Consider the following 25,486-nt stretch of genomic DNA (forward strand, 5'->3'; position numbering starts at 1 on the left):
CCTTTCCGCACCCACGCCCTGTCCGGAACAGGACAACAAGACGTCCGGAGGCTAGCCGGAGATAAACCGGTTTAGCTAGGGTCCGCGACCAAGGAGGTGGGTGTCAATGAAGAGGCGCACGTTCCTCGCGGGCCTGGCGGCCCTGCCTGTCGCAGGGTCAGCGGCGGGCTGCGGACTGTCCGGCAACACCGCGAGCAACTCGTCCGCGAGCGGGCAGGTCACCGGTGAGATCACGTTCCAGACGTGGTCGCTCAAGCCCAAGTACACCGACTACGTCAACGGTGTCATCGACGCGTTCCAGAAGCAGCACCAGGGCACCTCGGTGAAGTGGGTCGACCAGCCCGCGGACGGGTACCTGGCCAAGGTCATGGCCGACGCGAGCGCGGGCAGTCTGCCCGACGTCATCAACGTGCCGCCGGACCTCAGCTTCCCGCTCGCCAAGGCCGGTCAGCTCGTCGACCTCGACCAGGCGCTCAAGGAGGCCGAGCCCGAGTACCTCGGCAACGCCTGGCAGGCGTTCGAGATCCCCGGCAAGGGCGGCTGCTACGGCTTCCCCTGGTACCTCAACACCGGGCCGATCTTCTACAACAAGGCGCTGTTCAGCCAGGCGGGCCTGGACCCGGACAAGCCGCCGACGAACTTCAAGGAGCTCGAAGAACAAGCCCTCAAGCTCGCCGAGAAGAAGATCGCGATGCTCGGCCAGACCCCGAGCATCGCCGACTTCGGGCTCTACGGCGTGAAGGTGTTCGACAACGACAAGTTCACCTTCAACGAGCCCAAGGGCGTCGAGTTCGTCGAGAGCTACAAGCGGATGTACGACGCGGGCGCGCTCATCCCCGAGGCGCTCACGCAGAACTACACCGGCGCCGGCGCGAAGTTCATGGCGCAGCAGACCGCGCTCAACCCCGGCAGCGCCTACGACCTCGGCAAGTTCAAGACCGACGCGCCGAGCCTCTACGCGAACATCGGCATCACCAAGCCCATCACGAACACGGGCAGCGCCAACATGTTCCTGCACGGCGTGAGCGTGCCGAAGAGCAGCAGGAACCAGGCGACGGCGCTGGCGTTCGGCCGGTTCGTCACCAACGCCGAGAACCAGGTGAAGTTCGCCAAGCTCGCCTCGATCTTCCCCAGCACCTCCAAGGGCGGCGACGACCCGTACTTCACCACCGAGGACGGCAGCGACGAGGCACGCGTGCGCGTCGCGGCGGCCAAGCAGCTCAAGACCGCGGTGAACTACACGCCGGTGCAGTTCAGCGACCAGATGCGCGAAGCGCTGCTGCAGCAGCTGGCCGACGCCATGCTCGGCAAGAAGTCGCCGAAGCAGGCGCTGGACGACGCCGTCGCCGAGTGCAACCGGCTGCTCAAGTGACGCCCGGAAAATGACGCACAGGCCCTACACGCCGTGGCTGTTCCTGTTGCCGGGGCTGGCCGTCTGCCTGATGTTCACGATCTTCCCGTTCCTGAACATGATCGTGCTCTCGTTCACCGACGCGAGCGCGCTCGGCGGCGGCCGGTTCACCGGTGCGGACAACTTCGTGCGCATGGCCGGGGACCCGAAGTTCTGGGTGGCCGCGCGCAACAGCCTGCTCTACATGGTGTGCGTCGTGCCGCCACTCGTGCTGTTGCCGCTGCTGATCGCGATGCTGGCGCAGAAGGTCGTGCCGGGCATCGGGATCTTCCGCACGGCGTTCTTCACTCCCGTGATCGCGTCCGCGGTCGTGGTCGGCCTCATCTGGACGTGGCTGCTGGACAGCCGCGGCCTGGTGAACAGCGTCGTGGAAGCGTTGGGCGGCACCAGAATCCCGTTCCTCACCGACTCCACGCTGCTACTCTTCAGCTCGATGCTCGTGACGGTCTGGCGCGGCCTCGGCTACTACATGGTGATCTACCTGGCCGCGCTCGCGAACGTGCCGAAGGACCTGCACGAGGCCGCGATGGTCGACGGCGCGGGACCGGTGCGCCGCTTCTGGTCCGTCACCGTGCCCGCGCTCCGGCCGACGATGGTGCTGATCGCGGCACTGAGCGCGGTCAACGGGTTCCGCGTGTTCTCCGAGATCTACCTGCTGTCGGGCGGCACCGGCGGACCTGGCGGGGCGAGCACCACGATGGTGATGCTCATCCAGTCGGTCGGCCGCGGCCTCACCGGCGAGGTCGGCTACGCCTCGGCGCTGAGCCTCGTGCTGTTCGTGATCCTGCTGGGCCTGCTGCTGATCACCCTCAAGCTCAACCGCCGGGAGGACCAGCTGTGAAGCCCGCCCGGTTACATTTCGCCCTCCGCTACCTCGGGCTGCTCAGCATCCTCGCGATCAGCATCGGCCCGTTCCTGTGGCAGTTCGCCACCAGCATCAAGGGACCGGACGAGGACGTCTTCGTCCCCGACTTCATCCCGGACGACCCCACGTTCAGCAACTACGCGGCCGTGGCCGACGTCGTGCCGGTCTGGACGTTCGCGCTCAACTCCCTCGGCGTGGCGAGCGTCAACGTCGTCACGAACTGCCTGGGCGCGGCCATGGCCGGCTACGCCCTGGCACGGCTGAAGTTCCGGGGCCGGAAACTGGCCGCGGTGATCTTCGCGAGCAGCATCCTGGTGCCGTTCGAGGCCATTCTCATCTCGCTGTTCCTGGTGATGCGCGGGCTCGGCCTCACCAACACGCTCACCGGCGTCGTGCTGCCCGGCTCGATCGCCGCGCTCAACGTCCTGCTGCTGCGCAACGCCTTCCTCGCACTGCCCGCCGAAGTCGAGGAGGCCGCGATCATCGACGGCGCCAACGCGTGGCAGCGGTTCACCCGCCTCGCGCTGCCGTCGGTGAAGGGCACGCTGGTCGTGGTGGCGCTGTTCTCGTTCATGTTCAGCTGGGACGACTTCCTCTGGCCGCTCGTGGTGCTGAGCGACCAGCAGAAGTACACGCTCACCATCGGTCTGGCCTACCTCCAGGGCACGTTCGTGCAGAACCAGCGGCTGGTGGCGGCGGGCACGATCATCGCCGTCCTCCCGCTGATCCTGCTGTTCCTGTTGCTGCAGAAGCACTTCTTCCGCGGAGTCGGAGAAGGCGCGATCAAGGGATAGAGACAAGTGCGTTTCGGCGTGAACTACACCCCGTCGACCGGCTGGTTCCACCACTGGCTCGACTTCTCCATCGACGACGTCAAAGCCGACTTCGAGTCCATCGCCGCGCTGGGCCTCGACCACGTGCGGGTCTTCCCGCTGTGGCCGGTGTTCCAGCCCAACCGCGGCCTCGTCCGCCCGAAAGCGGTCGAGCAGCTCGCCCAGCTGCTCGACGCGGCCGGCGAGAGCGGCCTGGACGTGCAGGTCGACGTCCTGCAGGGGCACCTGTCGAGCTTCGACTTCTACCCGTCGTGGGTGCAGACCTGGCACCGCCGCAACATCTTCACCGACCCCGGCGTGATCAGCGGGCAGAGGTTCTACGTCCGCACGCTCGCCGAAGCACTGCGGGACAAGCCGAACTTCCTCGGCTTCACGCTGGGCAACGAGGTCAACCTGCTGACCGAGTCGAACCCCTGCACACCCCAGCAGGCCGGTGAGTGGATCGACGCGCTCCTCGCCGAGTGCGCCGAGGCCGCACCGAACCACCCGCACGTGCACTCCGAGTACGACGCCGTCTGGTACGAGAGCGAGCACGCGTTCCTGCCCGAGCACGCCGCCACCAAAGGCGCGATGACGACCGTGCACTCGTGGGTCTTCAACGGCACGGCACAGCGCTACGGGCCGCTCTCCCCCGAGAGCGTCCACCACGCCGAGTACCTGGTCGAACTGGCCAAGGCGCACGCGGAGGACCCGGACCGGCCGGTGTGGCTGCAGGAGGTCGGCGCCGCCCAGCCGGAGATCAGCGCCGAGCAGGCACCGCGGTTCGCCGAGCAAACGCTTGCGAACGTGCTGACCTGCTCGAACCTGTGGGGCGTCACGTGGTGGTGCTCGCACGACGTCGACCGTGCGCTGGTGGACTTCCCCGAACGCGAGTACGAGTTGGGCCTGTTGACGACGGAACGCGAGGTCAAGCCGCTCGGGGAGGCGATCGCCAGGATCGTGCGCGAGGCGACACCCGCACCGGCCGAGCGCACGCCGATCAAGCTGCACGGCGACCGGCCCTCGTGGGGACCTGGCGGAGCTTTCTTCGAAGAGTGGATGACCCTCGCACGCGACGGCGTGCGGGCCTCGATCGAGCTGGGGTGAAGACGTGCACGACGAACGCGCGCTGCTGGAAGAGCGACTCAACCGCACGCTGAAGGAACGCATCCGCCCGGCGATCTACGGCGAGACCGCGCCGCTGGACCTGGCCGTGTGGCACGTGCCGGACGAGCCCGTCCCGGTCGCCGAGGCCCTGCGGGCCACCTACGAACCGGCGAGCGTCGGCGACGCCTGGGGGGCGCCGTGGAGCACCAGCTGGTTCCGGCTCACCGGCGAAGTTCCGCCGGCGTGGCAGGGCAGGCAGGTCGAGGTCGTGCTCGACCTCGGCTTCACCCACCCCGGTCCCGGCTTCCAGTCCGAGGGCCTCGCCTACAACGCGCAGGGCGAGCCGATCAAGGGCGTCGAACCGCGCAACACCTACCTGCCCGTCGACGGCGAAAAGGTCCACTACTACCTGGAAGCCGCGGGCAACCCGACGATCCTCGACTTCCACCCGTTCCTTCCGACCCCGCTGGGCGACAAGGAAACGGCGGGCACCGAGCCGCTGTACCGGATCCGCAAGGCCGAGCTCGCGGTGTTCCAGCCACAGGTCTGGCACCTGATGCTCGACATCGAGGTGCTCCAGGGCCTGATGAAGGAGCTGCCGGACCACGACCCGCGCCGGCACAAGATCCTGCACGCGCTCGACCGGGCGATGGACGCGCTCGACCTCAACGACGTCGCCGCCACCGCCGACCTGGCCCGCGAAGAGCTCGCCGGAGTGCTCTCGTTGCCGGCCACGGCCTCCGCGCACCGGATCTCCGCGATCGGCCACGCGCACATCGACTCCGCCTGGCTGTGGCCGCTGCGCGAAACCGTCCGCAAGTGCGCGCGCACGTTCTCCAACGTCACCAGGCTGATGGACGAGTACCCGGACTTCTACTTCGCGTGCTCGCAGGCGCAGCAGTACGCGTGGATGAAGGACCACCACCCGCACGTGTGGGACCGCATCCGCGCGAAGGTCCGGAGTGGACAGTTCGTGCCGGTCGGCGGCATGTGGGTCGAGTCGGACACGAACATGCCCGGCGGCGAGGCGATGGCCCGCCAGCTGGTGCACGGCAAGCGCTTCTTCCTGGACAACTTCGGCGTGGAGACCGAGGAGGTCTGGCTGCCGGACTCGTTCGGCTACAGCGCCGCGCTCCCTCAGCTGATCAAGCTGAGCGGCTCCAGGTGGTTCCTCACCCAGAAGCTGTCGTGGAACCAGATCAACCGCTTCCCGCACCACACGTTCTGGTGGGAGGGCATCGACGGCACCCGGATCTTCACGCACTTCCCGCCGGTCGACACCTACAACTCGTCGCTGAGCGGCGAGGAGCTGGCACGGGCGTCCCGCCAGTTCGCCGAGCACGCCAAGGCCTCCCGGTCGCTCGTCCCGTTCGGCTACGGCGACGGCGGTGGCGGCCCCACCCGCGAGATGATGGAGACCGCGCACCGCGTCGCGAACCTCGAAGGCTCGCCGACGGTCGAGGTCGAGCCGCCGCGCGACTTCTTCCAGGCCGCGCAGGACGAGTACCCGGACGCGCCGGTGTGGGCGGGTGAGCTGTACCTGGAGAAGCACCGCGCCACCTACACCACCCAGGCCAGGACCAAGCAGGGCAACCGCCGCAGCGAACACCTGCTGCGCGAGGCCGAGCACTGGGCGACCGCGGCGGCGCTGGAAGGGCACGAGTACCCCTACGACGCGCTCGACCGGTTGTGGAAGACCGTGCTGCTGCACCAGTTCCACGACATCCTGCCGGGCAGCTCGATCGCCTGGGTGCACCGCGAGGCCGAGGCCACCTACGCGAAGGTCGCCACCGAGCTGAAGGCCATCACGGCGAAGGCCATCGACGCGATCAAGGGCGATGGAGAGGACGAGCTGACGTTCGACGTCCTCGGTGGCGACGCGCCGCAGCCGTTCGTGGCGCCGGAGAACGGCGTGCTCGACAACGGCCTGCTGCGCGTCACCGTCGACGAGGACGGCATCGTGCTGTCCGTGCTGGACCTGGAGAACGACCGCGAGGTCCTGCCGCCGCACGGGTTCGCCGGCCTGCCGCAGCTGCACCGCGACAACCCGAACCAGTGGGACGCCTGGGACATCGACCCCTTCTACCGCAACTGGAAGGCCGACCTGATGCCGTCCGAGCGCGTCGACGCCCACGACGGTGTCGTCGTGCGGGCGAAGTTCGGCGACTCGGTGCTCACCCAGACCATCCGGCTGCGGCGGGGCGCCCGACAGGTCGACTTCGACACCGAGGTCGACTGGCAGGAACGCGAGAAGCTGCTCAAGATCGCCTTCCCGCTCGACCTGCGCGCCGAGGTCTCCACCGCCGAGACCCAGTTCGGTCACCTGCACCGCCCGGTGCACACCAACACCTCGTGGGAGGCCGCGAAGTTCGAGATCTGCGCTCACCGCTTCCTGCACGTCGGCGAACCCGGCTACGGCGTCGCGGTGGTCAACGACTCCACCTACGGCCACGAGGTCACCCGTACGACCCGCGAGGACGGCGGCACCACCACGACCGTGCGGCTGTCGTTGCTGCGGGCGCCGAGGTTCCCCGACCCCGAGACCGACCAGGGCGAGCACCGCTTCCGCTACGCCCTCGTGGTCGGCGCGGGCATCCCCGAGGCCATCGACGCCGGGTACCGCGTCAACCTGCCACCTCAGACCGTCCGCGGCTCCCGCGCACCACAACCGCTGGTGCGCACCGGCAACCCGGCGGTGCGGGTCGAGGCCGTGAAACTGGCCGACGACCGGTCAGGTGACGTCGTCGTCCGGCTCTACGAGGCCCACGGCGGCCGTGCCCGGACGTCCCTGAGCACTTCCTTCTCCTACGCGGGGATTCAGGAGACGGACCTGCTGGAACGGCCCCTGGCCGACGCGTCGGCGGAACTCGTGCTGCGCCCGTTCCAGGTGATCACCCTGCGGTTCACGCGGTAGGCCGATCGGAGCAAATCGGGGCGGGGTGGGCAACCGGCACCCGCCCCGGTGCGTTAGGGGGCAGGTGTCCTCGCAGTGGGAGGCGAGGACGGAAGAGGGGGACGTTTCGCATGCCTGCCCTGAGATCGCGCGGCCTGGTCGCGCTGGCCGCCGCACTTCTGCTGGGGGTGTTCGCGCCCGGCATCGCGCACGCGGCACCACCGGCCAACGACGACTTCGACGCGGCGACGGCGATCACCGCACTGCCGTTCACCGCCGAGCAGAACACCACCGAGGCGACCAAGGCCGCCGACGACCCGTACTGGTGCCAGTCCTACGACGTGCGGGGCACCGTCTGGTACCGCTACACCGCCACCAGGAACGCCATCCTGCGCGCCACGTCGGCCGGCAGCGACCGGGACATGATCCTCGCCGCCCACACCGGCCTGCGCGGTGAGCTGCGCGGCGTGGACGGCGCCTGCAGCACCGGCACGCGGTACCCGATGACCTTCCGCGTCACGGCCGGCACCACCTACTACTTCATGATCAGCGGCTACGACTCGCCCGGCGGCGCGCTGAAGTTCTCGCTCGACGAGGTCGCGCCCGCGGCCAACGACGACTTCGCGGCCGCGCAGCCCGTCGCCGCCCTGCCGTTCACGGCGACACCGGACGTCTCCGTCGCGTCCTTCGAGGCCGACGAGCCCGATTCGACGTGCGTGTACGACGAGCAGACGCCGTCCGTCTGGTACTCCTACACGCCCACCGGGGACGCGATGTCGTTGGTGGCCAACGCGACCGGTGACAGCGCCGCGGTCACGGTGTACACCGGCAACGACATCACGACCCTCAGGCAGGTCGCCTGCGTCCGGGACAGCACCTGGCCGCCCGCGGTGTTCCGGACGGCCCCAGGTACGACCTACTACCTCCGCTTCACCGCCACGCCGCGCAACTACCAGCAGGTGTCCTTCAGCCTCACCGAGGCACCGGCGTTCACCCCGTACATGATCGTCACCCCGAACCGGCCGACCGTGTTCGGCGAGGCCGTGTTCCAGGCGGGCTCGTACGGCAGCATCGACGGCGAGATCACCGCGTCGTGGGACTTCGGCGACGGCACGACCGCCCCCGCGACGAAGGACGCCGTGCGGCACCTGTACAAGGCGGACGGCACCTACCAGGTCACCATGCGCGCTACCAGCGCCGACGGCCGCACCGCCACCAGGACCGGATCGGTCGGCGTCGAGACCCACGACGTCGGCATCACCAAGTTCTCCGTGCCGACCTCGGCGCGAGCGGGCCAGAGCAAGCCCATCACCGTCCAGGTCGCGAACACGCGGTACCTGGAGAAGGCCACCGTGACGCTGTACCGCAGCGAAGGTACGTCGTGGACCCAGGTCGGCACCTCCGCGCTCGAAGTGCCCGCACACCCCACGCGCAAGGTGCAGGTCCCGTTCTCCTACACCTTCACCCCGCAGGACGCGGTGGTCGGCAAGGTGTCCTTCCGGGCGGTGGTCTCGCTCGACTACCCGAGGCAGGACGCGCGCCCGGCGGACAACGAGGTCATCTCGCTCGCCACGACCGTGCGCCCCGCCGCCGTCACCAGCGCCGTCGCGAACTGAACCGGGGGAACAACGATGAGAATCATGATCGCGGCCCTGCTGACGGCCGTGGTGACGGCCTTCGCGCCAGGCCTGGCCCACGCCGCCGAACCACCCGCGAACGACGACTTCGACAACGCCACCACGATCACGTCGCTGCCGTACCGCGGAACGCTCACGACCGCGGGTGCCACGAAGGCGCCCGACGACCCGACCGCGTGCTACTACTACGGCACGGATTCCGTGTGGCTGAAGTACACCGCACCCGAGGACGCCATCCTGCGCACGACCGTCACCGGCCAGCCCTTCCTGGCCGTGTACACGGGTGCACGCGGCTCACTCGCGATGGTGCCGGGCACCTGCGCGTCCACGCAGGGCAACAACGCCACCTTCCACGTCAAGGCCGGCGAGACCTACTACTTCGCGCTCGCGGAGTACTACGCCGGCTACGGCAAGGACTTCACGATCGACGTGATGACCGTGCCCGCCGAACCCAACGACGACAGGGCCGCCGCGACGACCACCGGGTTCCCGGCAACGCTGGAGGGCGACCTGCGGCGGGCCTCCTCCGAGCCCGACGAGCCGCGGTCGAGCTGCGCGCCCGGCGCGGACCGGTCGGTCTGGTACCGCTACACGCCCGACCGCACGCGTTCGGTCTACCTGAAGCGGCTGGACTACCACTACTCGGCGCTGAGCGTCTTCCGCGCGAGCGATCTGTCCGAAGTGGACTGCGCGGTCACCGGTTCGTCCAGCGGTTCGGTGTTCACCGCGACCGCGGGAGAGTCCTACCTGATGCGCGTCGCCGGGGAGCCCGAGACCGCCGGCTTCTACAAGCTGAGCCTCGTGAACGCGCCCGCGATCACCCCGTCGTCGTCGAACTACCCCGCGGAGCCGTCGGTGTTCGACGACATCGCCTTCTCCCCGTACGCGGGCGACCAGCTCGGCAAGGACCTCGTCAGCGGCGAGATCCAGTTCGGTGACGGCACCTCCGCGCCGATCACCGGCAGGGACGCGATCCACCACCGGTACGCCGCGGACGGCGACTACCGGATCAAGGTGTCCGGGTCCACGAAGGACGGTCGCTCCGGCTCGTCCGAGCGGGTGCTGAAGGTCCAGACGCACGACGTGACGCTGTCCGGCTTCTCCGTCCCCACCACCGCGCGAGCGGGCGAGACCAAGCGGCTCAAGGTCTCGGTGGGCAACACCCGCTACGACGAGGACGTCACCGTGACGCTGCAGGTGCAGTCCGACAGCGGCTACTACGAGGAGTTCGGCACGCTCACCCAGCACGTCGCGGCCTCGCCGACCGGCAAGGTCGAGTTCCCGTTCGCCCACACGTTCACCGCCGCCGAGGCGGCCCGGGGCAAGGTGACGTTCAAGGTCGTCGCGAACCTGAGGTACCGGTACGACGGTGACGACAACCCGAAGGACAACGAGCTGGTCGCCGTCACGACGGTGCGTCCGGGCGCCGGGGTAAGGGGTCTCGCGAGCCAGCCTTAGGTGATCTTCCGATGCCAGGGGTCACCCCTCAGCAGCACTCTCATCCTCGTCGGAGAACGAACTGAGGAGTGAGTCAGATGGAGTGGACGCCCGAGGCGATCAAGGCGGAGATGGACTACCGGCAGGCCGCCCTGCGGGAGGACGCCCGCCGCGTCCAGGAGTTCTACCGCAACGGCGGCAAGCCGCGGTCGTGGTGGCACCGCATGACGCATCGGCACGAGCCTGAGGTCCCCAGCGGACAACAGGCTGCATGATGCCGGGGGTAGTCGTAGGGGTGGTTCCTCTCGTCCAGGAACCACCCCTACGACCGTTCAGCCCTTACGAGACCCTTACAAGCCCTTACCGAGCCTTGTTGGGCCTTACCGGCCGGCTCAGGCCTTGGCCGTCCACGCCTTGACCTTGTCGGCGTTGGCCTCGACCCACTTCTTGGCCGCGTCCTCGGGCTTCATCTTGTCCTCGGCGATGTACTTCGCCACGGTGTTCTGGTCCTGGTTGGTCCACTTGAAGTTCTTGACCAGGTTGAACGCCGGGCCGTTCGCGTCGGCGAACTTCTTGGACACGATCTTGTCGAGGTCGTAGTCCGGGTAGTCGCAGGCGACCTTCTCGGCGTCGGCGTCACAGCCCGCCTTGTACTCGGGCAGCTTCACCTTCTCCAGCTTGACCTCGTTGAGCAGCCACTGCGGCGAGTAGAAGTAGCCGATGACCCACTTCTTGTCCTTCTCCGCCTGGCGGAAGGCCTGGATCAACGCGGTCTCGCTGCCGCCGTAGACGACCTTGTAGTTGAGGTTCAGGTTCTTCACCAGAGCCTCGTCGTTGGTCACGAACGACGGGTCGCCGTCGAGCAGCTGGCCCTTGTCACCGGACTCGGACGTCTTGAACTGGTCCGCGTACTTGTTGAGGTTGTTCCAGTCCAGGATGTCGGGGTGCTCCTTGGCGAGCCACGGCGGCACGTACCAGCCGATCTGCCCCTTCACACCCGTCGAGCCCGCGCTGACCGCGGTCTTCTGCTCGTCGATGTACTTCTTGCGCAGGTCGTCGTGGCCCCAGTTCTCGACCACGGCGTCGACCTCACCGGTGCCGAAGCCCTGCCAGGCCACCTCTTCCTTGAGCTCCTTCTTGGTGACCTTGCACTTGAGCTCCTTCTCGGCCACGTACGCGAGCACTGCCGCGTTCGCCTCGTAACCGACCCACGGGTTGACCGCGAGGTTGAACGTGCCGCAGTCGCCGGCCGCGCCCGCTGAAGAGTCGCCGACCTTGGCGCCACTGCAACCGGCCAGCGCAAGCGCTCCCACGAGCACTGCTCCCAGCACGCTGTGCCTTGCCACTTCCACAACCTCCTAGTTGGTCCACCGCTTGGCGGCCGCCTGGGTGAGGCGGTCGAGCATCACGCCCAGCACGACGATCGCCACGCCGGCCGCAAGCCCCTTGCCGTACAAATTGCTCTGCGAGAAACCAGCCACCACGTCGTAGCCCAGCGCACCGGCGCCGACGAGGCCACCGACGACGACCATCGAGAGCACGTAGATCAGGCCCTGGTTGGCGGCGAGCGTCAACGCCCCGCGCGCCATCGGCAGCTGCACCTTCACGATCGTCTGCCACGAGCTGGAACCCAGCGCCGTGGACGCCTCCACCGTCGCGGGCGAGACAGCCCGCACACCGTCCGCGATGATCTTGATGGCGACCGGCGCCGCGAACACCACGGCCGCGATGATCGCCGTGAACCTGGTGGCGGCGAACAGCGCGAGGAACGGCACCAGGTACACGAACGCCGGCATGACCTGACCCGCGTCGAGGACCGGCCGGATGACCCGGTCCGCGCGCCTGCTGCGCCCCATCCACACGCCGACCACGACACCGAGGACCATCACCATGATCGTGGCGACCAGAGTGGACGCCAGCGTGATCATCGAGTCCTGCCACAGACCGGTCGCGACCAGCAGACCGACGCACACGGCGGACACGATCGCGGACCGGACGCCGCCGATCAGGAACGACAGCACGACGATCACCAGCGCCACCAGGAACCACGGCGACTCGGCCAGCAGCGCCTGCAACGGGTTGATCAACGCGAACGTGACGAAGTCCTTGAAACCACCGGTGATGAACGGCAGCGAGTCCTGCGCCCACTCCGTCACCGCGGTCGCGCCCTTGCGGATCGAGCTGCCGAACTCCACGTCCGCCGGGAACTCCGCCGCCCACAGGTAGGTGTAGGAGAAGTAGACGGTGACGGCCGTGACGCCGAGACCGCCGAACAACGCCCAGCGCGGCAACGTGCGGCGTTCGGTCGCGGCGGTGGTCACGCGGTCCAGCACGATCGCCAGCACCACGATCGCCAGACCGGCGTTGAACGCCGTGCCGACGTCGAGCGTCTGCAACGCCTTCACGACCGTCTTGCCGAGACCCGGCGCGTCGATCAGCGCGGCGATCGTCACCATCGACAGCGCAGCCATGATCGTCTGGTTGACGCCGAGCACGATCGTCTTGCGCGCGGACGGCAGCAGCACCTTGACCAGCGTCTGCGTCCGCGTCGCGCCGAGCGACTCCGACGCCTCGACGGTGTTGTGCGGCACCGAGCGGATCGCGTGCGCGGTGATCCGGATCGCCGGCGGCGCCGCGTAGACGAGCGTGGCGATCGTGGCCGACGCCGGACCGATCAGGAAGAACAGCGTCAGCGGCGCCAGGTAGACGAACGTCGGCATGGTCTGCATGAAGTCGAGCACCGGCTGCATGACCCGGTTGGCCCGATCGGACAGACCCGCCCAGATGCCCAGCGGAATGCCGAACAGCAACGAGATCACGACCGCGGCCAGCGTCAGCGCGAGCGTGTCCATGCTCTCCTGCCACAGACCCTGCAGACCCAGGAACACGAAGCCCGCGACGGCCAGCAGCGCGACCCGCCAACCGGCGACCACGAGACTGACGAAACCCGCGATCCCGACCACGCCGAGCCAGCCGATCACCGGCACCGGCCGGCCGAACGACGGCTGCGCGATCAACGCCTGCACGAACGTCACGAACTCGTCGATGACGAGCCGGATCTCGTTGAAGAAGTACAGGAACACCGGGTTCGAGTTCCTGGACGCGCCGACCGCGTCGTTGACGCTGTTGATCCACCGGTGCAGCGGGGTCAGCTCGGACGCGTCCAGCGGCAACGTCCCGAAGTTGCGCAGCACCAGCCACAGCACGAGCCAGGCGAGCACGATCCCGCCGACCACCACGACCTTGCGCGGCACCTGCCGCGGCGCCGCAACGGCGACCATCACGCCTCCCCGGCGACGACCCCGAGGATCTCCTCGTCCGCCACCACACCCAGCAGTTCGCCGTCCCGCACGACCTTCACCGGCTTGTCGGCGCTGAGCACGCTGCGCACGGCCTCGCGCACCACGGTCTCCGGCGACAGCTCCGGCCCGTCCAGCTCGTCGTCCGGACGCGGCGGACGCATGATCCACTTCAACGTCAGCACGTGCGAACGCGGCACGTCCTTCACGAAGTCGCGCACGTAGTCGTCCGCGGGCGCGCCGACCAGCTCGTCACCGGTGCCGACCTGGACGACCCGGCCGTCGCGCATGATCAGGATCCGGTCGCCCAGCTTGAGCGCCTCGCTCAGGTCGTGGGTGATGAAGACCATCGTCTTGCCGACCTCGCGGTGCAGCCTGATGACCTCCGACTGCATGTCGCGGCGGATCAACGGGTCGAGGGCCGAGAAAGGTTCGTCGAAGAACAGAACATCAGGATCACCGGCGAGCGCGCGAGCAAGACCAACGCGCTGTTGCATACCGCCGGACAGTTGATCCGGATAGGACTTCTCGTAGCCCGTTAGACCTACGAGGTCGATCACTTCCTGCGATCGCTCCCCACGTTTCGCCCGTGGTACCCCGCGGATTTCCAGCCCGTAACCGACGTTGTCCGCGACGGTCCGATGTGGCAGCAACCCGAAGTGCTGGAACACCATGGAGAACTTGTTCCTGCGCAGGTCACGCAGACGTTTGGCGTCAGCTGCGAGAATGTTCTCGCCTTCGAACATGATCGTGCCCGAGGTCGGTTCCACCAACCTCGTCAGACAACGGACCAGTGTGGACTTGCCGGAGCCGGACAGGCCCATGACCACGAACATCTCACCCGGAGCGACCTCGAAGTCCACTCCGCGCACGGCGGCGACCGAACCTGTGCGGTCCATCAGCTCCGAGCGTGACAACGATTTCAGCTCGTCCGATGCCACCACTTGAGACGCGTTGGAGCCGAACACCTTCCACAGGTCCCTGACCGAAATCACGGGATCCACGCCAAACCACTCCGAACCTGTTGCGGAACACTTGCGGGCTGTTGCGGACTGCGCACAACGTTTCTCGATGCGCGACAGCATCGCCCTCCGCACGGATACGGTCAAGGGCCGATACAAATTCGATCCTTTGTGGACAACCAATCATCCCATGACTTGACTGTCGTCGATCGAACGGGAAAAGCTGAACTGAGCGGTCTCCTGCACCGCTGTCCCCTCGACGAGGAGCTGTTCGTGCAAGCCCCCAGAATCGCTCTGGCAATGACACTCGTGTTGACAATTGCCGGATGCGGCAGCGGATCGACGTCATCGTCGGCACCGCGCACCAGTTCCACCGCACCGACCGAACCCTGCGGCTCCATCACCATCGCGGTCAACCCGTGGGTCGGGTACGAGGCCAACGCTGCCGTCATCGCCTACCTGGCCGAGAAGCGGCTCGGCTGCAAGGTGACGAAGAAGGAAGTCGACGAGCAGACCGCCTGGCAGGGCCTCGACTCCGGCGAGATCGACGTGATCCTGGAGAACTGGGGTCACGAGGACCTCAAGCAGAAGTACATCGACGAGAAGCGCACCGCCGTGCGGATCGGCCCGTCCGGCAACAAGGGCGTGATCGGCTGGTACGTGCCGCCGTGGATGAAGAAGACGTACCCGGACATCACCAACTGGCAGAACCTCAACAAGTACGCGGACATGTTCAAGACCGCGCAGTCCGACGGCAAGGGCCAGGTCCTCGACGGCGACCCCTCGTACGTGACCAACGACGAAGCGCTGGTGAAGAACCTGGGCCTCAACTACAAGGTCGTCTACGCGGGCAGCGAACAGGCGCTGATCAAGGCGTTCCGCCAGGCCGAGGAGAAGAAGACCGCGCTGATCGGCTACTTCTTCGAACCGCAGTGGCTGCACCTCGACATCGAGCTGGTCAAGGTCGACCTGCCCGAGTACAAGGCCGGCTGCGACGCGGACGCGGCCAAGGTCGCCTGCGACTACCCGCGCTACGAGCTCGACAAGATCGCTTCCAAGAAGTTCGTGGACAAGGGCGGCCCCGCGGCCAGGCTCGTGCAGAACTTCCAGTGGAGCAACGACGAGCAGGACACGGTCGCGTCGTTCATCGCCAAGTACAAGATGTCGCCCGACGAGGCGGCGAAGCGGTGGGTCGAGGCCAACCCCGACCGCGTCGAGGACTGGCTCACCAAGGCCAAGCCCTAGCCGCGCACCACCCTTGACCACCACTTCTCGTCGGGGCCGGAGATGTCCTCGACGCTGAGCCTGCGGACGGACCCGGCTCGCTTGAGCCGGGCCTCCAGCTGGTCGCAACGCTGGGCGAGCCTGCGGTAGATCTCCACGACTGCCGTCTCGGGCTCGCCCCGCTGTCTTTCCACGGTCCGCCAGTTCCCGAGGAACTCGAGCGTCAGATCCGCGACGGCCTGACCGGCCTGAGCGGTCAGCTCGTCGACGGGCGTGGCGAACCGGCCCGCGTGAAACGCCAGGTTCCGCGTGACGTAAAGCCATTCCAGCACCGCCGCGGCGGTGTCCTCCTGCTCCTGCAACCACCGCGCGAGGGCACGGGAGTCGGCGAGCCTGGCCCGCCAGAGCTCGACCAGGTCCCGCACCAGTCCACCCTCGTTCTCGGCCAGCGCCGTGACGGCGTCCTGCGCGGCCTTGAGCTGTCCTTTCGGGCGGTTGTGCGGGATCAGCACCTCCAGCCAGGCGTCCACGGACCTCAGGTGGTGCTTCACCCCGGTCGTCGGAACGTGAGCGTCGAGCTCCGCACGCAGCCGGCTGTCGTGATTGGTCACGATCACGTGCAGGCTGACCAGGTGCTGCCGCAACATCTGCAGCGCGCACGCCTTCGCCAGCCACCCGATCCTGCTCGGATCCAGACCGGTCGCCTCCAGCGCACTCCACGCGAGCCCCGCGCTGGCCATCGGCGCCCTGCTCGCCTGGACCTGCCTGGCCAGGTTCGCCACCCGCATCGCACTGCGCAGCTCAGCAGGCCAGTACGCGGTGAGCGGGTAGGCGTTGTTGAGCGTGCGCTGATGCTCGGTACCGCGCGTGACACGCCCGGTCGGACCGCTGACCTGCCACAGCGGCGCGATGCTCAGCTCGGTGAGCCGCTCCCCCGCCGCGTACTGGTCGAGCACCTCACCGAGCACCCGCCTGCCGAGCAACGCCGCCGTGTGCGCGTCCGCCGCCTCGACCGGCAGCCGCACCAGCACCGACGAGCCGTCCACGGCGTCCTTGAGGAAGTCGTCCTTCGGCAACCTGTTGCGGTGCAACGGTTCCTGCCTCGCCTCCGGCAACAACCCGTCCAAATGCCGCAACACCCGTGCGCCGCGCACCACCAACGCCACCACGTGCCTGCGCGGCCGCGGCCAGAGCACCTCGTGCAGATCCGTCGGATTCTTGAGCCACCGCAACAGGTCGGCACGCAGATGCCTCCCATCCCGGCCGTGCACCGCCACGACGACCGCCACCTCCGCGATCATCCTGGCGCGCAGCGGAAGCTCCACCCCGTTCCACAGTGGAGTGATCCACTGCTTGACCGCCGCCTCCAGCGCCCGCGGGTCGAGCTTCCGCGCCGCCGCGGCCGCGACCTGAGGATCGAACCTCTGCCCGTCCGCCACGATGGCCGCGTCGACCTCCAACAGCGTCCGCCGCGCCTCCTTCAGTTCCGCGGCGCCACCATGCGCATACGCGGGCTTGGCGGCGTCGACGCACGCGAGCGACGTGGTGACGATGCGCCGCAACAGATTCCACCGCGGCTGATCCTCGGTCACGTGACTGTCGAGCGCGGTCCGCGCCCGCGTCACCGCCAGAAACGCGCTGTTGAGCCCCGCCACGTGCTCACCGAGATGCGCATCGGGATCAAGCGCGCGCAGCACACCCTGCAGCAACGCCCGTTGCCCGCGGTCGAGCCCGGCATCGTCGAAGGCCTGCCGCAACCGGGCATCGAGGTACTGGTAGCGCACGTGACGCACCATAGAGGTCATGGACAACCGGAAAGCCGTCTTCGCGGGCATCCACGGTCAGCCGCTGGCAGGCAGCCTCGAACTGCCCGCAGGAGACATCACGGCGACCGCGGTGTTCGCCCACTGCTTCACCTGCGGCAAGGACTCGGTCGCCGCCACCCGCATCTCCCGCGCCCTCGCCGACCGCGGCGTCGCCGTCCTGCGCTTCGACTTCACCGGCCTGGGCCAGTCCGGCGGCGACTTCGCCAACACCACCTTCACGTCCAACCGCGACGACCTCGTCTGCGCCGCCAACCACCTGCGCGACACCATCGCCGCACCAAGCGTCCTCATCGGACACTCCCTCGGCGGCGCCGCCGTCCTGGCCGCCGCCACCCGCATCCGGGAAACCCGTGCCGTCGTCACCATCGGCGCACCCGCCGACACCACCCACGTCCAACACCTGCTCGGCCCGGCCACAGCGGAGATCGAAACCCGCGGCAGCGCCGAAGTGCAGCTCGCCGGACGACCGTTCCGGATCAGCAACGACTTCCTGCACGACATCAAGCACCAGAACCAAACCGCGTGCATCGCAGGCCTCAACCGCGCACTGCTCGTCATGCACTCACCACAGGACGACCTGGTCGGCATCGACAACGCGCGCATCATCTTCGACGCCGCCCGCCACCCCAAGTCATTCGTGTCACTCGACGGCGCCGACCACCTGCTGACCACCCGCGCGGACGCCACCTACGTCGCCGAAGTGCTCGCCGCCTGAGCCAGCCGCTACCTGCCGCCCCGCACGCCCTGAGATGCGAAAACCCGCAGCGCAAGACGCCACGGGTTTCGCCAACCGATCGGGGCGACAGGATTTGAACCTGCGACCCCCCGCTCCCAAAGCGGGTGCGCTACCAAACTGCGCCACGCCCCGGTTGGAACAAGCTTACCGCCCTCCGCTAAGGTATTGACCGCAGCCCCTACCAGGGGCGGCAACGCGGGCGTAGCTCAATGGTAGAGCCCTAGTCTTCCAAACTAGCTACGCGGGTTCGATTCCCGTCGCCCGCTCGCGGCCGAGGCCGACGAGTGTCTGCGGAGAGCGCAGACCCCCGTCGGCCTCTCGTGTTTTTATCTGGGGGCCGAGCCCCCAGACCCCCAGCCGGGGGCTCGCCCCCGGACCCCCATATGAGTTGGGTCACAACTTGGGAGATTGAGTCGCCTTTGGCGGGGGTCACCTTTGGCTGGGGCTTTGGTGATGGGGCGCCTTGGGTGGACGAGTTGCCTTTGGCGGGTGGATCGCCCTTGGGTGCGTGGTCACCTTGGGCGGACAAGTCGCCTTGGCTGTTCGAATCGCCTTGGGCGATCCGGCCGCCTTCGCGGTCGAGTCGCCTTAAGGCATGCGGTCGTCCCGGCTCGGGTCGGCTGGGGATTTCGGTTGGTGGCGGATGGGGTTGTGACGCCGTGTCGCCACAGCGCCCAACCACACAGCGCCACGCAACGCCTTCGGCCAGCGCCGCGGGACGCCATCACCGTCGACCGTGTCGTTACACCACGCCGTCGAACCAGGCTGGCGCGCCGTGCCCGTTCCGTCAGGCTTGAGGTCTGGGTCAGGATGAGGAGACGCCCAGTTGGGTTTGGTGGTGGGTGGGGTGTTCCAGTTCGTCCAGGACGGCCAGGGCGAAGTCCTGGTAGGTCAGTTGGTCGGACGGGTTGGCCTTGCCCAGGCGGTAGCGGCCGGTGGGGGTGCCGCCGAACATGCCCACTGGGCTCATCACCAGCCAGTTCGCGGCGGAGTTCGCCAGCACCTGCACGCCGGCTGCGTGGCCCAGGCAGAACGGGCGGTGCTCGGGTGGGAAGTCCGGGGAGTCCACCGCTCGCACGCCCGGTGCGGTCTCCAGGAGCGGGTAGATGCCGATCACGATGATCCGGCCGGCACCGGACGCCACCAGGGCGCGCGCCGCCTCGGTGTAGAACTCCGCCGGATCTCGCGACGGGTCGAACACCGCGCTCACCGCGACGTCGTAGCCCGCGGCCACCTCGGCCGCGGCCTGCACGCCGGGATTCCTGCCGATCTTCGTGACCTCGTGGCCACGCGCCTCCGCCACTGCCGCGATCTCGCGGCCGGCCTGTCCGTACGCGCCGAAAACAACGATCTTCGCCATGAGCGCGACGGTAGGGTGCGGGTGTCCGGTTTCCGCAACGATATCGGGGGTGAGCAGGTGAAATGCGAGCACGGAGAACTCCCGTACCGCATCGGTGACAAGTGGACCGCGCACGTGTTGCGAGGGCTGCACGGCGGGCGTCGGCGGTTCACGGAGTTGCGTGCGGAGATGCCGGTGGTGACGGCCAAAGTGCTCACCGAGACGTTGCGGGCCATGGAGCGCGATGGCGCGGTCACGCGGACCGAGTACGACGAGAACCCGCCGCGCGTCGAGTACGAGCTGACCGAGCAGGGGCGCAAGTTGCTGGGACTGCTCGACCTCTGCTGCGAGTGGGCCCGAGAGAACCTGGTGAAGACGTGAGGCTGGAACAGATCGTCGTCGACAGCAACGAGCCCGCCCGCCTCGTGCGGTTCTGGGCCGAGCTGCTCGGCGGCGAACCCGTCGAGCGCGCCCACGGGTGGGCCCACGTCGAGCCGCCCGGCTGCCCGCGGATGTCGTTCCAGCCCGTGCCGGAGCGCAAGGACGTCAAGAACCGGCTGCACCTCGACTTCGAGGTCGACGACATCGAGGCCGCCGTCGTGAAGGCGGTGAACCTCGGCGCCACCCGCGAAGGCGTGGTCGTCACGGACGAGCAGGGCAGCTTCCAGGTGATGCGCGATCCCGAGGGCAACGAGTTCTGTTTCGTCCACTGAGGAAGAACGAGGGCTACTGGACCGCCCGCCACAGCGCCTCACCGAAACGGATCGCGAGGATCACGAGCAGCACGCCGATCGCGAAACTGATGAGGCACCGAACGATGACCAGCAGTTTGGCGCCCTTCACCCCAGCCATGATTCATCCCTGGCGGGCCAGAACAACAGAGCCCAACGGGCCCAATACCGTGCTGATGGCCCCGGCCGACTACCGTGCCGGGGGTGACCGACAGCGCCCCTGATTGCCTGTTCTGCCGCATCGTCGCGGGCGAGATCCCGGCGACCGTGGTGACGGAGACCGACGCGACGCTCGCCTTCCGCGACATCGACCCCAAGGCGCCCACGCACGTGCTGGTGATCCCCAAGGAGCACCACCGGGCCATCGGCGACGTCGACCCGGTGCTCGCGGGGCAGATCCTCGCCACCGCGCACCAGGTCGCCAAGGCCGAGGGCATCGACGAGTCCGGCTACCGGCTGGTGTTCAACACCGGCAGGGACGGCGGCCAGACCGTCTTCCACGTGCACTGCCACGTCCTGGGCGGCCGCGGCCTCACCTGGCCTCCGGGTTAGCGGCCGGGATCGCCATCTCCCGGACGAACCGGACGTCGACCGGGTTGCCGTGGCCCGGCACCACGATCCGCGGGTTCAGCTCCAGCATCAGATCCAGCACGTGCCGCCAGTTCGACGGCGTCGCGTCCGAACCCGCCTGGGCCTCCGCGCCCTCCTCGACGAGGTCGCCCGCGAACACCACCCCGACGTCCGGCACGTGCACGACCACGTCGTGCGAGCTGTGCGCGGGACCGAAGTGGTGCAGGTCGACCCTGCGCCCGCCGACGTCCAGCGTGACGGTGTCGCGGAACGTGTGCGTGGGCGCGATCAGCGTGCCCTCGAACGGCTCCGGGTAGTACACCGCGCGACTGTCGAGCAGCGACTCGTCGATCACGCAGTCCTCGTGCGCCCACACCTCGCACGGCAGGAACGCCTCGGTCGCCAGCACGTGGTCGAAGTGGTTGTGCGTCAACACGATCCGGGACGGATGCACCCCTGCCGAACGCAGCTCGGCGGCGAGCGCCGGGTCCATCCCGGAGTCCACCAGCAGCGCATCACCGGATCCGGTGACGAGTCCCAGCGTGAGGTCGAGCTCGCTGTGCCGCTTGATGAACACCCCATCGGCGATCTCGATCAGCGCCTCGGTCACCCGAGCACTCCGTCGACCAGCACCGGCACCGCAGCGCTGACCCCGAGCTGCACCGCCAGCTCCACGTCCGCCGCGTGCCCGTGCGCGATCAGCTCCTGCCCGGATCCGCACGCCCGCACGGCAGCCGCCACGTCGGTGTTGCGGAACGCCGTCACCGCGAGCTGAGCCTCGGGCGAGGCGGAACCGGACAGCTCGGCCAGCACGGCGCCCGCGCCCAGGTAGTCCTCGACGCACGGCCGCAGCGGACCGAACGTCTCCCCCACTCCCGCCATGTTGAGGCCCCACCGCTCGCCACCGGGGATGACGCCGATCGTGCCGCCCAGTTCCTGCGCCCGCTTCGCCACCGCCGGAGCGTTGCGCAGACAGGCCGCGAGCACGTGCGCGCCGGTCTCGGCAGCCAGCGCGCACAGGTTCGACCCGTTCGGGGACGGCAGCTCCACCAGGCCGGTCGCGTCGACGAGTGATGCTGGTCGCAGCGTGCCGTTCCGCGGCTTCCAGCGCGACGGCCGGACCTGGCCACCGTTGCCGACCACCAGGTCGACGGAGGTCGTGAACGACAACACGTCCACCACGACCAGCACGTCACAGCCCCGCAGCACGTCGACGCCCTCAGGCCCCCACTCCAGCTTCAGCTGGTACCCCTCCTGAGCAAACATGTCCGCCAGCGTGCCAGACTCCCGGACGTGCGCGTTTATCTGGCAGCAGACCACGCGGGCTTCGAGCTGAAGTCCCACCTGATCACGGCTCTCAAGGAGCAGGGCTACGAGGTCGTCGACGTCGGCGCCCACGAGTACGACGCCCTCGACGACTACCCGTCGTTCTGCATCGACGCCGCCGAGCAGGTCGTCGCGAACCCCGGCAGCCTCGGCGTGGTGATCGGCGGCTCCGGCAACGGTGAGCAGATCGCCGCGAACAAGGTGAAGGGCGCCCGCGCGGCACTCGCGTGGAACGTCGACACCGCCCAGCTCGCCCGCCAGCACAACGACGCCAACCTCGTCGGCATCGGTGCCCGGCAGCACACCGCCGAGGAGGCGACCGAGATCGTCTCGGCGTTCCTCAAGACCGAGTTCTCCGGCGATGCCAGGCACCAGCGCCGCATCGACCAGGTCGGTGACTACGAGAGCAAGCGTGCCTGAGGGCCACACGCTGCACCGCCTCGCGCGGCTGCACCAGCGCCGTTACGCGGGCAAGCCGGTGTCCGTCACGAGTCCACAGGGCCGCTTCTCCGCGTCCCTTGTGGACGGACGCAAGCTGGTCCGCGCCGAGGCCCACGGCAAGCACCTGTTCCACGTCTACGGCCCCGACGCCATCGTGCACGTGCATCTCGGCCTGTACGGCACGTTCACCGAGTCGCCGTTGCCGGTCCTGCTCCCCGTGGGCCAGGTCCGCATGCGCATGGTCGGTGAGACGCACTGGACGGACCTGCGTGGCCCGACGGCGTGTGAAGTGCTCAACAGGGACGAGGTCAAGGCGATCCGCGAGCGGCTCGGGCCGGACCCGTTGCGCAAGGACGCCGATTCGGACCGCGCCTACGAGCGGATCATCCGGTCGAAGCAGCCGCTCGCCGTGCTGTTGATGGACCAGAAGGTCCTCGCGGGCGTCGGCAACGTCTACCGCGCCGAAGTCCTCTTCCGGCACAACGTGAACCCGCTGCTGGTCGGCAACAAGGTCAGCCGTGAGCTCTGGGACGCGTTGTGGGACGACCTCGTCGTGCTGATGAAGGACGGCGTCAAGGTCGGGCAGATCAACACCGTCCGCCCCGAACACATGCCGCGCGCCATGGGGCGTGCGCCGCGCGTGGATCGGCACGGCGGTGAGGTGTACGTCTACCGCCGTGCCGGGGAGCCGTGCCTGGTCTGCGGCACCGAGGTCCTGACCGCGGAACTGGCGGCGCGCAACCTCTTCTGGTGCCCGGTCTGCCAGCCCTGAAATTTTGGTCGGTGGGTGGGTTGGGGGCCGGCTGGAAAGTGCTCATTTGATGAGCACTTAAACCGGTCAGAAGTCGAAACCGCCCATGTCGCCGAAGTCGAAGCCGCCGGCGTCACCCATGTCCGCGCCCCCGAAGTCACCACCGAAGTCGCCACCGCCGAAGTCACCGAACGTGTCGCCGCCGAAGTCCCCGGCGCCCATGCCGTAGTCACCGATGCCGTGCATGCCGGAGAACATGGCGTCCATCAGCAGGAACGTGCCCACGCCCCAAGCACCGGCCACGAGCGCGGGCTTCCACCACGGCTCGGAGTACCAGCCACGCGGCACCGGACGTCCGGCGACCATGCCGCCGGGGTAGTAGTAGGGCGTGCCGGCACCGGAGTGCGGCGACGCGGCGTACTGGTGGCCCTCGACGGTGACCTGACGGTCCTCGCTGACGGCACCGGCCTGCTTCTGGCCCGCGTTCTCGGGCAGCGCCGGACCGGGGTCCATGCCCATCGCCTCACGCGCGGCGCGGACGTAGTGCAGGCCCTCCATCGCGGTCTCGGTGACGAGCCGCGCCTGCGGGATCGTGCGCGCCTGCTCCATCTGCGACCCGGCGGCGGTGAAGCGCTCGGACGCGTCGGCCAGCGCCTGCGTGGACGCGGCGTTCGAGCCCGTGAGGCTCATCACCTGGCCGCCCAGCCGCTCGACCCACCGGCGGGCCTCCGCCTTGGCGTCGTCGAGCTCCCGCGCCTTGCGCGCGTTGCTCTGGCTGACCAGGTAGAACACGCCCGCGATCAGCAGAACGAGTACAACCACCCACACGATGGTGCCCACGGCTTACCTCCCACACCCGGTAAACCGTCAACGAGTAGACGCTGGCCGTAGTTCCGTCAGAACACCTCAGGGCAATGCGGCTCATACGCACCGAGGAACGCCATCGTCAGCGCATCCACATGTCCTGGTGTGTGCTCAACCACACGATGTGCCCGCCTGAGGACGGAAAGCCTTACCCCGCCGAGGTAAGCGCTGCCGAGCGACGCGATGTCGAGCGACACGTCCGCCGGGTCCTCGGTGCGGGACACGACCGCTTCCCCGCCCTTCACCGTGAAGCGCCAACGGCCGGTGTTCCACGGGCAGAACGAGTCCTCGACAGCGAGCACGGTGTCCACATCGGACGAATAGCGCCGCAGCGGCAGAGCCCGGTCGACGTCGACGATCCGCAGCCACAGCGCGTCGCCGAGGTCGCGGCTCACGTGCCGCGGGTTGTCGACCATGTGCAGGATCGGGTCGTCGGTGGCGGTGTAGAACGAGATCTCCGCCGCCAGGTCGATGTCCAGCAGGAACCGGTACAGGTCGACGTACGCCTGCTCGGTCTCGCACACCAGCTCCCGCACGTGCAGCTCGTCAGCCGGCCCGCGCGAGCTGCCGCCGCCCTTGACCCGGAACACCACGTACCCCTCGGGGTGCAGGCAGTACCGGTAGGAGGTCAGGCCGTCGCGGTCGATCTCGCGGTCGGCGAGCTGGACGTCCCAGGTCGCCTCGACCCGGCTCAGCCAGCCGACCCGCGTGCGCCGCACCCGGTCGTGCACCTCGCGCATGAACGGCAGCGCCTCCTCGCGGGTCACCTGCCGGATCCGCGTGCCGCTCACCGAGACGCCGGGGTGGAACGGCATCCGCGTCGGCATCGTCATCCGGTTGATGCTGGTGGCGAGCTCGCCGTAGCCGAACCGGCGGTAGATCGAGCCCTCCGACGCCCAGAGGATCGCGATCGGTTCACCCGACTCGTGCATGCCGTGCAGCTGCGTCCTCATCAGCAACGACGCGACGCCGCGCCGCCGGTGGCCCGGTTTGACCGTCACGACGGTCACCGCGCCGACAGGTGCCTGCAGGCCGCCGGGGACGGTGATCTCCCTGGTCAGGATCCCCGCCGTGCCGATGATCTCGGCACCGTCGAGGACCGCGTGCGCCCGGTCGTGTTCCAGGACCTTGAGCCACTTGCTGTCCACGCCTCGGGGGTCGTCGAGGAACGCCCACGCCATCACCCGCGAGAGCTCCGGGATGTCGGCTTCGGTGACGGTCCTGATGCTCAGCGCCGAGTCAGCCATGGCAGCAG

Annotated in this window: 25 protein-coding genes and 2 tRNA genes; 16 read left to right on the plus strand and 11 right to left on the minus strand. The window is 68.4% G+C overall.

Annotation, left to right across the window (positions count from 1 at the left end; genetic code table 11):
- The first annotated feature begins 106 nt into the window (after window positions 1–106).
- The 8 genes from ACWEIJ_RS39260 (at window position 107) to ACWEIJ_RS39295 (ending at window position 10,437) form a co-directional block, all read left to right on the plus strand.
- Complete coding sequence (locus tag ACWEIJ_RS39260; RefSeq protein WP_449842355.1) at window positions 107–1,372, plus strand: ABC transporter substrate-binding protein; 1,266 nt, start codon at window positions 107–109, stop codon at window positions 1,370–1,372.
- Window positions 1,373–1,382: 10 nt separating this feature from the next.
- Window positions 1,383–2,252 (plus strand): carbohydrate ABC transporter permease, encoded by an 870-nt coding sequence (locus ACWEIJ_RS39265; protein WP_449842356.1) that lies wholly within the window; start codon window positions 1,383–1,385, stop codon window positions 2,250–2,252.
- Window positions 2,249–3,070, plus strand: coding sequence for a carbohydrate ABC transporter permease (locus ACWEIJ_RS39270; RefSeq protein ID WP_449842357.1), 822 nt, complete (start codon window positions 2,249–2,251; stop codon window positions 3,068–3,070). Before ACWEIJ_RS39265 ends, ACWEIJ_RS39270 begins: the two co-directional genes overlap by 4 nt.
- Window positions 3,071–3,076: 6 nt before the next feature.
- The gene (locus tag ACWEIJ_RS39275) at window positions 3,077–4,195 is read left to right on the plus strand and encodes a glycoside hydrolase 5 family protein (RefSeq protein WP_449842358.1); all 1,119 of its coding nucleotides are present in this window, start codon (window positions 3,077–3,079) and stop codon (window positions 4,193–4,195) included.
- 4 nt (window positions 4,196–4,199) lie between these two features.
- On the plus strand, window positions 4,200–7,109 hold the full coding sequence (locus tag ACWEIJ_RS39280) for an alpha-mannosidase (protein WP_449842359.1): 2,910 nt from the start codon (window positions 4,200–4,202) through the stop codon (window positions 7,107–7,109).
- Between the two features lie 110 nt (window positions 7,110–7,219).
- Window positions 7,220–8,704, plus strand: a complete 1,485-nt coding sequence (locus ACWEIJ_RS39285) for a PKD domain-containing protein (RefSeq protein ID WP_449842360.1) — start codon at window positions 7,220–7,222, stop codon at window positions 8,702–8,704.
- Window positions 8,705–8,719: 15 nt separating this feature from the next.
- The gene (locus ACWEIJ_RS39290; protein WP_449842361.1) at window positions 8,720–10,183 is read left to right on the plus strand and encodes a hypothetical protein; all 1,464 of its coding nucleotides are present in this window, start codon (window positions 8,720–8,722) and stop codon (window positions 10,181–10,183) included.
- 77 nt (window positions 10,184–10,260) lie between these two features.
- Window positions 10,261–10,437, plus strand: a complete 177-nt coding sequence (locus ACWEIJ_RS39295) for a hypothetical protein (protein WP_449842362.1) — start codon at window positions 10,261–10,263, stop codon at window positions 10,435–10,437.
- Window positions 10,438–10,554: 117 nt separating this feature from the next.
- Here ACWEIJ_RS39295 and ACWEIJ_RS39300 read toward each other — a convergent pair whose 3' ends face one another.
- The 3 genes from ACWEIJ_RS39300 to ACWEIJ_RS39310 are packed head-to-tail and all read right to left on the minus strand — an operon-like array spanning window position 10,555 to window position 14,360.
- The gene (locus ACWEIJ_RS39300) at window positions 10,555–11,508 is read right to left on the minus strand and encodes an ABC transporter substrate-binding protein (RefSeq protein WP_449842363.1); all 954 of its coding nucleotides are present in this window, start codon (window positions 11,506–11,508) and stop codon (window positions 10,555–10,557) included.
- Between the two features lie 12 nt (window positions 11,509–11,520).
- Window positions 11,521–13,443, minus strand: coding sequence for an ABC transporter permease (locus ACWEIJ_RS39305; protein ID WP_449842364.1), 1,923 nt, complete (start codon window positions 13,441–13,443; stop codon window positions 11,521–11,523).
- Window positions 13,443–14,360: a quaternary amine ABC transporter ATP-binding protein gene (locus ACWEIJ_RS39310; protein WP_449842365.1), complete on the minus strand. Its 918-nt coding sequence runs from the start codon at window positions 14,358–14,360 to the stop codon at window positions 13,443–13,445. Before ACWEIJ_RS39310 ends, ACWEIJ_RS39305 begins: the two co-directional genes overlap by 1 nt.
- Before the next feature lie 363 nt (window positions 14,361–14,723).
- Here ACWEIJ_RS39310 and ACWEIJ_RS39315 point away from each other — a divergent pair, with 363 nt between their 5' ends.
- The gene (locus ACWEIJ_RS39315) at window positions 14,724–15,668 is read left to right on the plus strand and encodes an ABC transporter substrate-binding protein (RefSeq protein ID WP_449842366.1); all 945 of its coding nucleotides are present in this window, start codon (window positions 14,724–14,726) and stop codon (window positions 15,666–15,668) included.
- On the opposite strand, the gene ACWEIJ_RS39320 is transcribed toward ACWEIJ_RS39315, so the two are convergent.
- Entirely contained in the window at window positions 15,665–17,431 is a 1,767-nt protein-coding gene (locus ACWEIJ_RS39320) for a hypothetical protein (RefSeq protein WP_449842367.1), read from the minus strand. The two genes, ACWEIJ_RS39315 and ACWEIJ_RS39320, sit on opposite strands and share 4 nt — an antisense overlap.
- A gap of 19 nt (window positions 17,432–17,450) precedes the next feature.
- On the opposite strand from ACWEIJ_RS39320, the gene ACWEIJ_RS39325 reads away from it, so the two are divergent.
- Window positions 17,451–18,188, plus strand: coding sequence for an alpha/beta hydrolase family protein (locus ACWEIJ_RS39325; protein ID WP_449842368.1), 738 nt, complete (start codon window positions 17,451–17,453; stop codon window positions 18,186–18,188).
- Between the two features lie 79 nt (window positions 18,189–18,267).
- On the opposite strand, the gene ACWEIJ_RS39330 is transcribed toward ACWEIJ_RS39325, so the two are convergent.
- Window positions 18,268–18,341, minus strand: a tRNA-Pro gene (locus ACWEIJ_RS39330).
- A gap of 63 nt (window positions 18,342–18,404) precedes the next feature.
- Here ACWEIJ_RS39330 and ACWEIJ_RS39335 point away from each other — a divergent pair.
- Window positions 18,405–18,475, plus strand: a tRNA-Gly gene (locus ACWEIJ_RS39335).
- Between the two features lie 539 nt (window positions 18,476–19,014).
- Here the strand turns inward: ACWEIJ_RS39335 and ACWEIJ_RS39340 are convergent.
- Window positions 19,015–19,569, minus strand: a complete 555-nt coding sequence (locus tag ACWEIJ_RS39340; RefSeq protein ID WP_449842369.1) for an NAD(P)-dependent oxidoreductase — start codon at window positions 19,567–19,569, stop codon at window positions 19,015–19,017.
- 57 nt (window positions 19,570–19,626) lie between these two features.
- Here ACWEIJ_RS39340 and ACWEIJ_RS39345 point away from each other — a divergent pair, with 57 nt between their 5' ends.
- Together ACWEIJ_RS39345 and ACWEIJ_RS39350 are read left to right on the plus strand one after the other, a co-directional pair.
- Window positions 19,627–19,929, plus strand: coding sequence for a winged helix-turn-helix transcriptional regulator (locus ACWEIJ_RS39345; RefSeq protein ID WP_449842370.1), 303 nt, complete (start codon window positions 19,627–19,629; stop codon window positions 19,927–19,929).
- The gene (locus tag ACWEIJ_RS39350; RefSeq protein WP_449842371.1) at window positions 19,926–20,261 is read left to right on the plus strand and encodes a VOC family protein; all 336 of its coding nucleotides are present in this window, start codon (window positions 19,926–19,928) and stop codon (window positions 20,259–20,261) included. The genes ACWEIJ_RS39345 and ACWEIJ_RS39350 overlap by 4 nt, the downstream gene beginning before the upstream one ends.
- A 13-nt stretch (window positions 20,262–20,274) precedes the next feature.
- Here the strand turns inward: ACWEIJ_RS39350 and ACWEIJ_RS39355 are convergent, their stop codons facing one another.
- Window positions 20,275–20,400, minus strand: coding sequence for a hypothetical protein (locus ACWEIJ_RS39355; protein WP_449842372.1), 126 nt, complete (start codon window positions 20,398–20,400; stop codon window positions 20,275–20,277).
- An 83-nt stretch (window positions 20,401–20,483) separates the two neighbouring features.
- Here ACWEIJ_RS39355 and ACWEIJ_RS39360 point away from each other — a divergent pair, with 83 nt between their 5' ends.
- Window positions 20,484–20,831: a histidine triad nucleotide-binding protein gene (locus tag ACWEIJ_RS39360; RefSeq protein ID WP_449842373.1), complete on the plus strand. Its 348-nt coding sequence runs from the start codon at window positions 20,484–20,486 to the stop codon at window positions 20,829–20,831.
- Here ACWEIJ_RS39360 and ACWEIJ_RS39365 read toward each other — a convergent pair.
- On the minus strand, window positions 20,812–21,459 hold the full coding sequence (locus ACWEIJ_RS39365; RefSeq protein WP_449842374.1) for an MBL fold metallo-hydrolase: 648 nt from the start codon (window positions 21,457–21,459) through the stop codon (window positions 20,812–20,814). The genes ACWEIJ_RS39360 and ACWEIJ_RS39365 overlap by 20 nt on opposite strands.
- Complete coding sequence (locus tag ACWEIJ_RS39370; protein ID WP_449842375.1) at window positions 21,456–22,115, minus strand: 2-phosphosulfolactate phosphatase; 660 nt, start codon at window positions 22,113–22,115, stop codon at window positions 21,456–21,458. Before ACWEIJ_RS39370 ends, ACWEIJ_RS39365 begins: the two co-directional genes overlap by 4 nt.
- A gap of 27 nt (window positions 22,116–22,142) precedes the next feature.
- Here ACWEIJ_RS39370 and ACWEIJ_RS39375 point away from each other — a divergent pair, with 27 nt between their 5' ends.
- A complete protein-coding gene (locus ACWEIJ_RS39375) occupies window positions 22,143–22,595 on the plus strand; it encodes a ribose-5-phosphate isomerase (protein WP_449842376.1) in 453 nt (150 codons plus the stop codon).
- The gene (locus ACWEIJ_RS39380; RefSeq protein ID WP_449842377.1) at window positions 22,588–23,388 is read left to right on the plus strand and encodes an Fpg/Nei family DNA glycosylase; all 801 of its coding nucleotides are present in this window, start codon (window positions 22,588–22,590) and stop codon (window positions 23,386–23,388) included. The genes ACWEIJ_RS39375 and ACWEIJ_RS39380 overlap by 8 nt, the downstream gene beginning before the upstream one ends.
- A gap of 66 nt (window positions 23,389–23,454) precedes the next feature.
- Here the strand turns inward: ACWEIJ_RS39380 and ACWEIJ_RS39385 are convergent, their stop codons facing one another.
- Window positions 23,455–24,207: a hypothetical protein gene (locus ACWEIJ_RS39385; RefSeq protein WP_449842378.1), complete on the minus strand. Its 753-nt coding sequence runs from the start codon at window positions 24,205–24,207 to the stop codon at window positions 23,455–23,457.
- A gap of 56 nt (window positions 24,208–24,263) precedes the next feature.
- Complete coding sequence (locus tag ACWEIJ_RS39390) at window positions 24,264–25,478, minus strand: GNAT family N-acetyltransferase (protein WP_449842379.1); 1,215 nt, start codon at window positions 25,476–25,478, stop codon at window positions 24,264–24,266.
- Window positions 25,479–25,486: the final 8 nt, after the last annotated feature.

The sequence above is a fragment of the Lentzea sp. NPDC004789 genome (genome assembly GCF_053601075.1).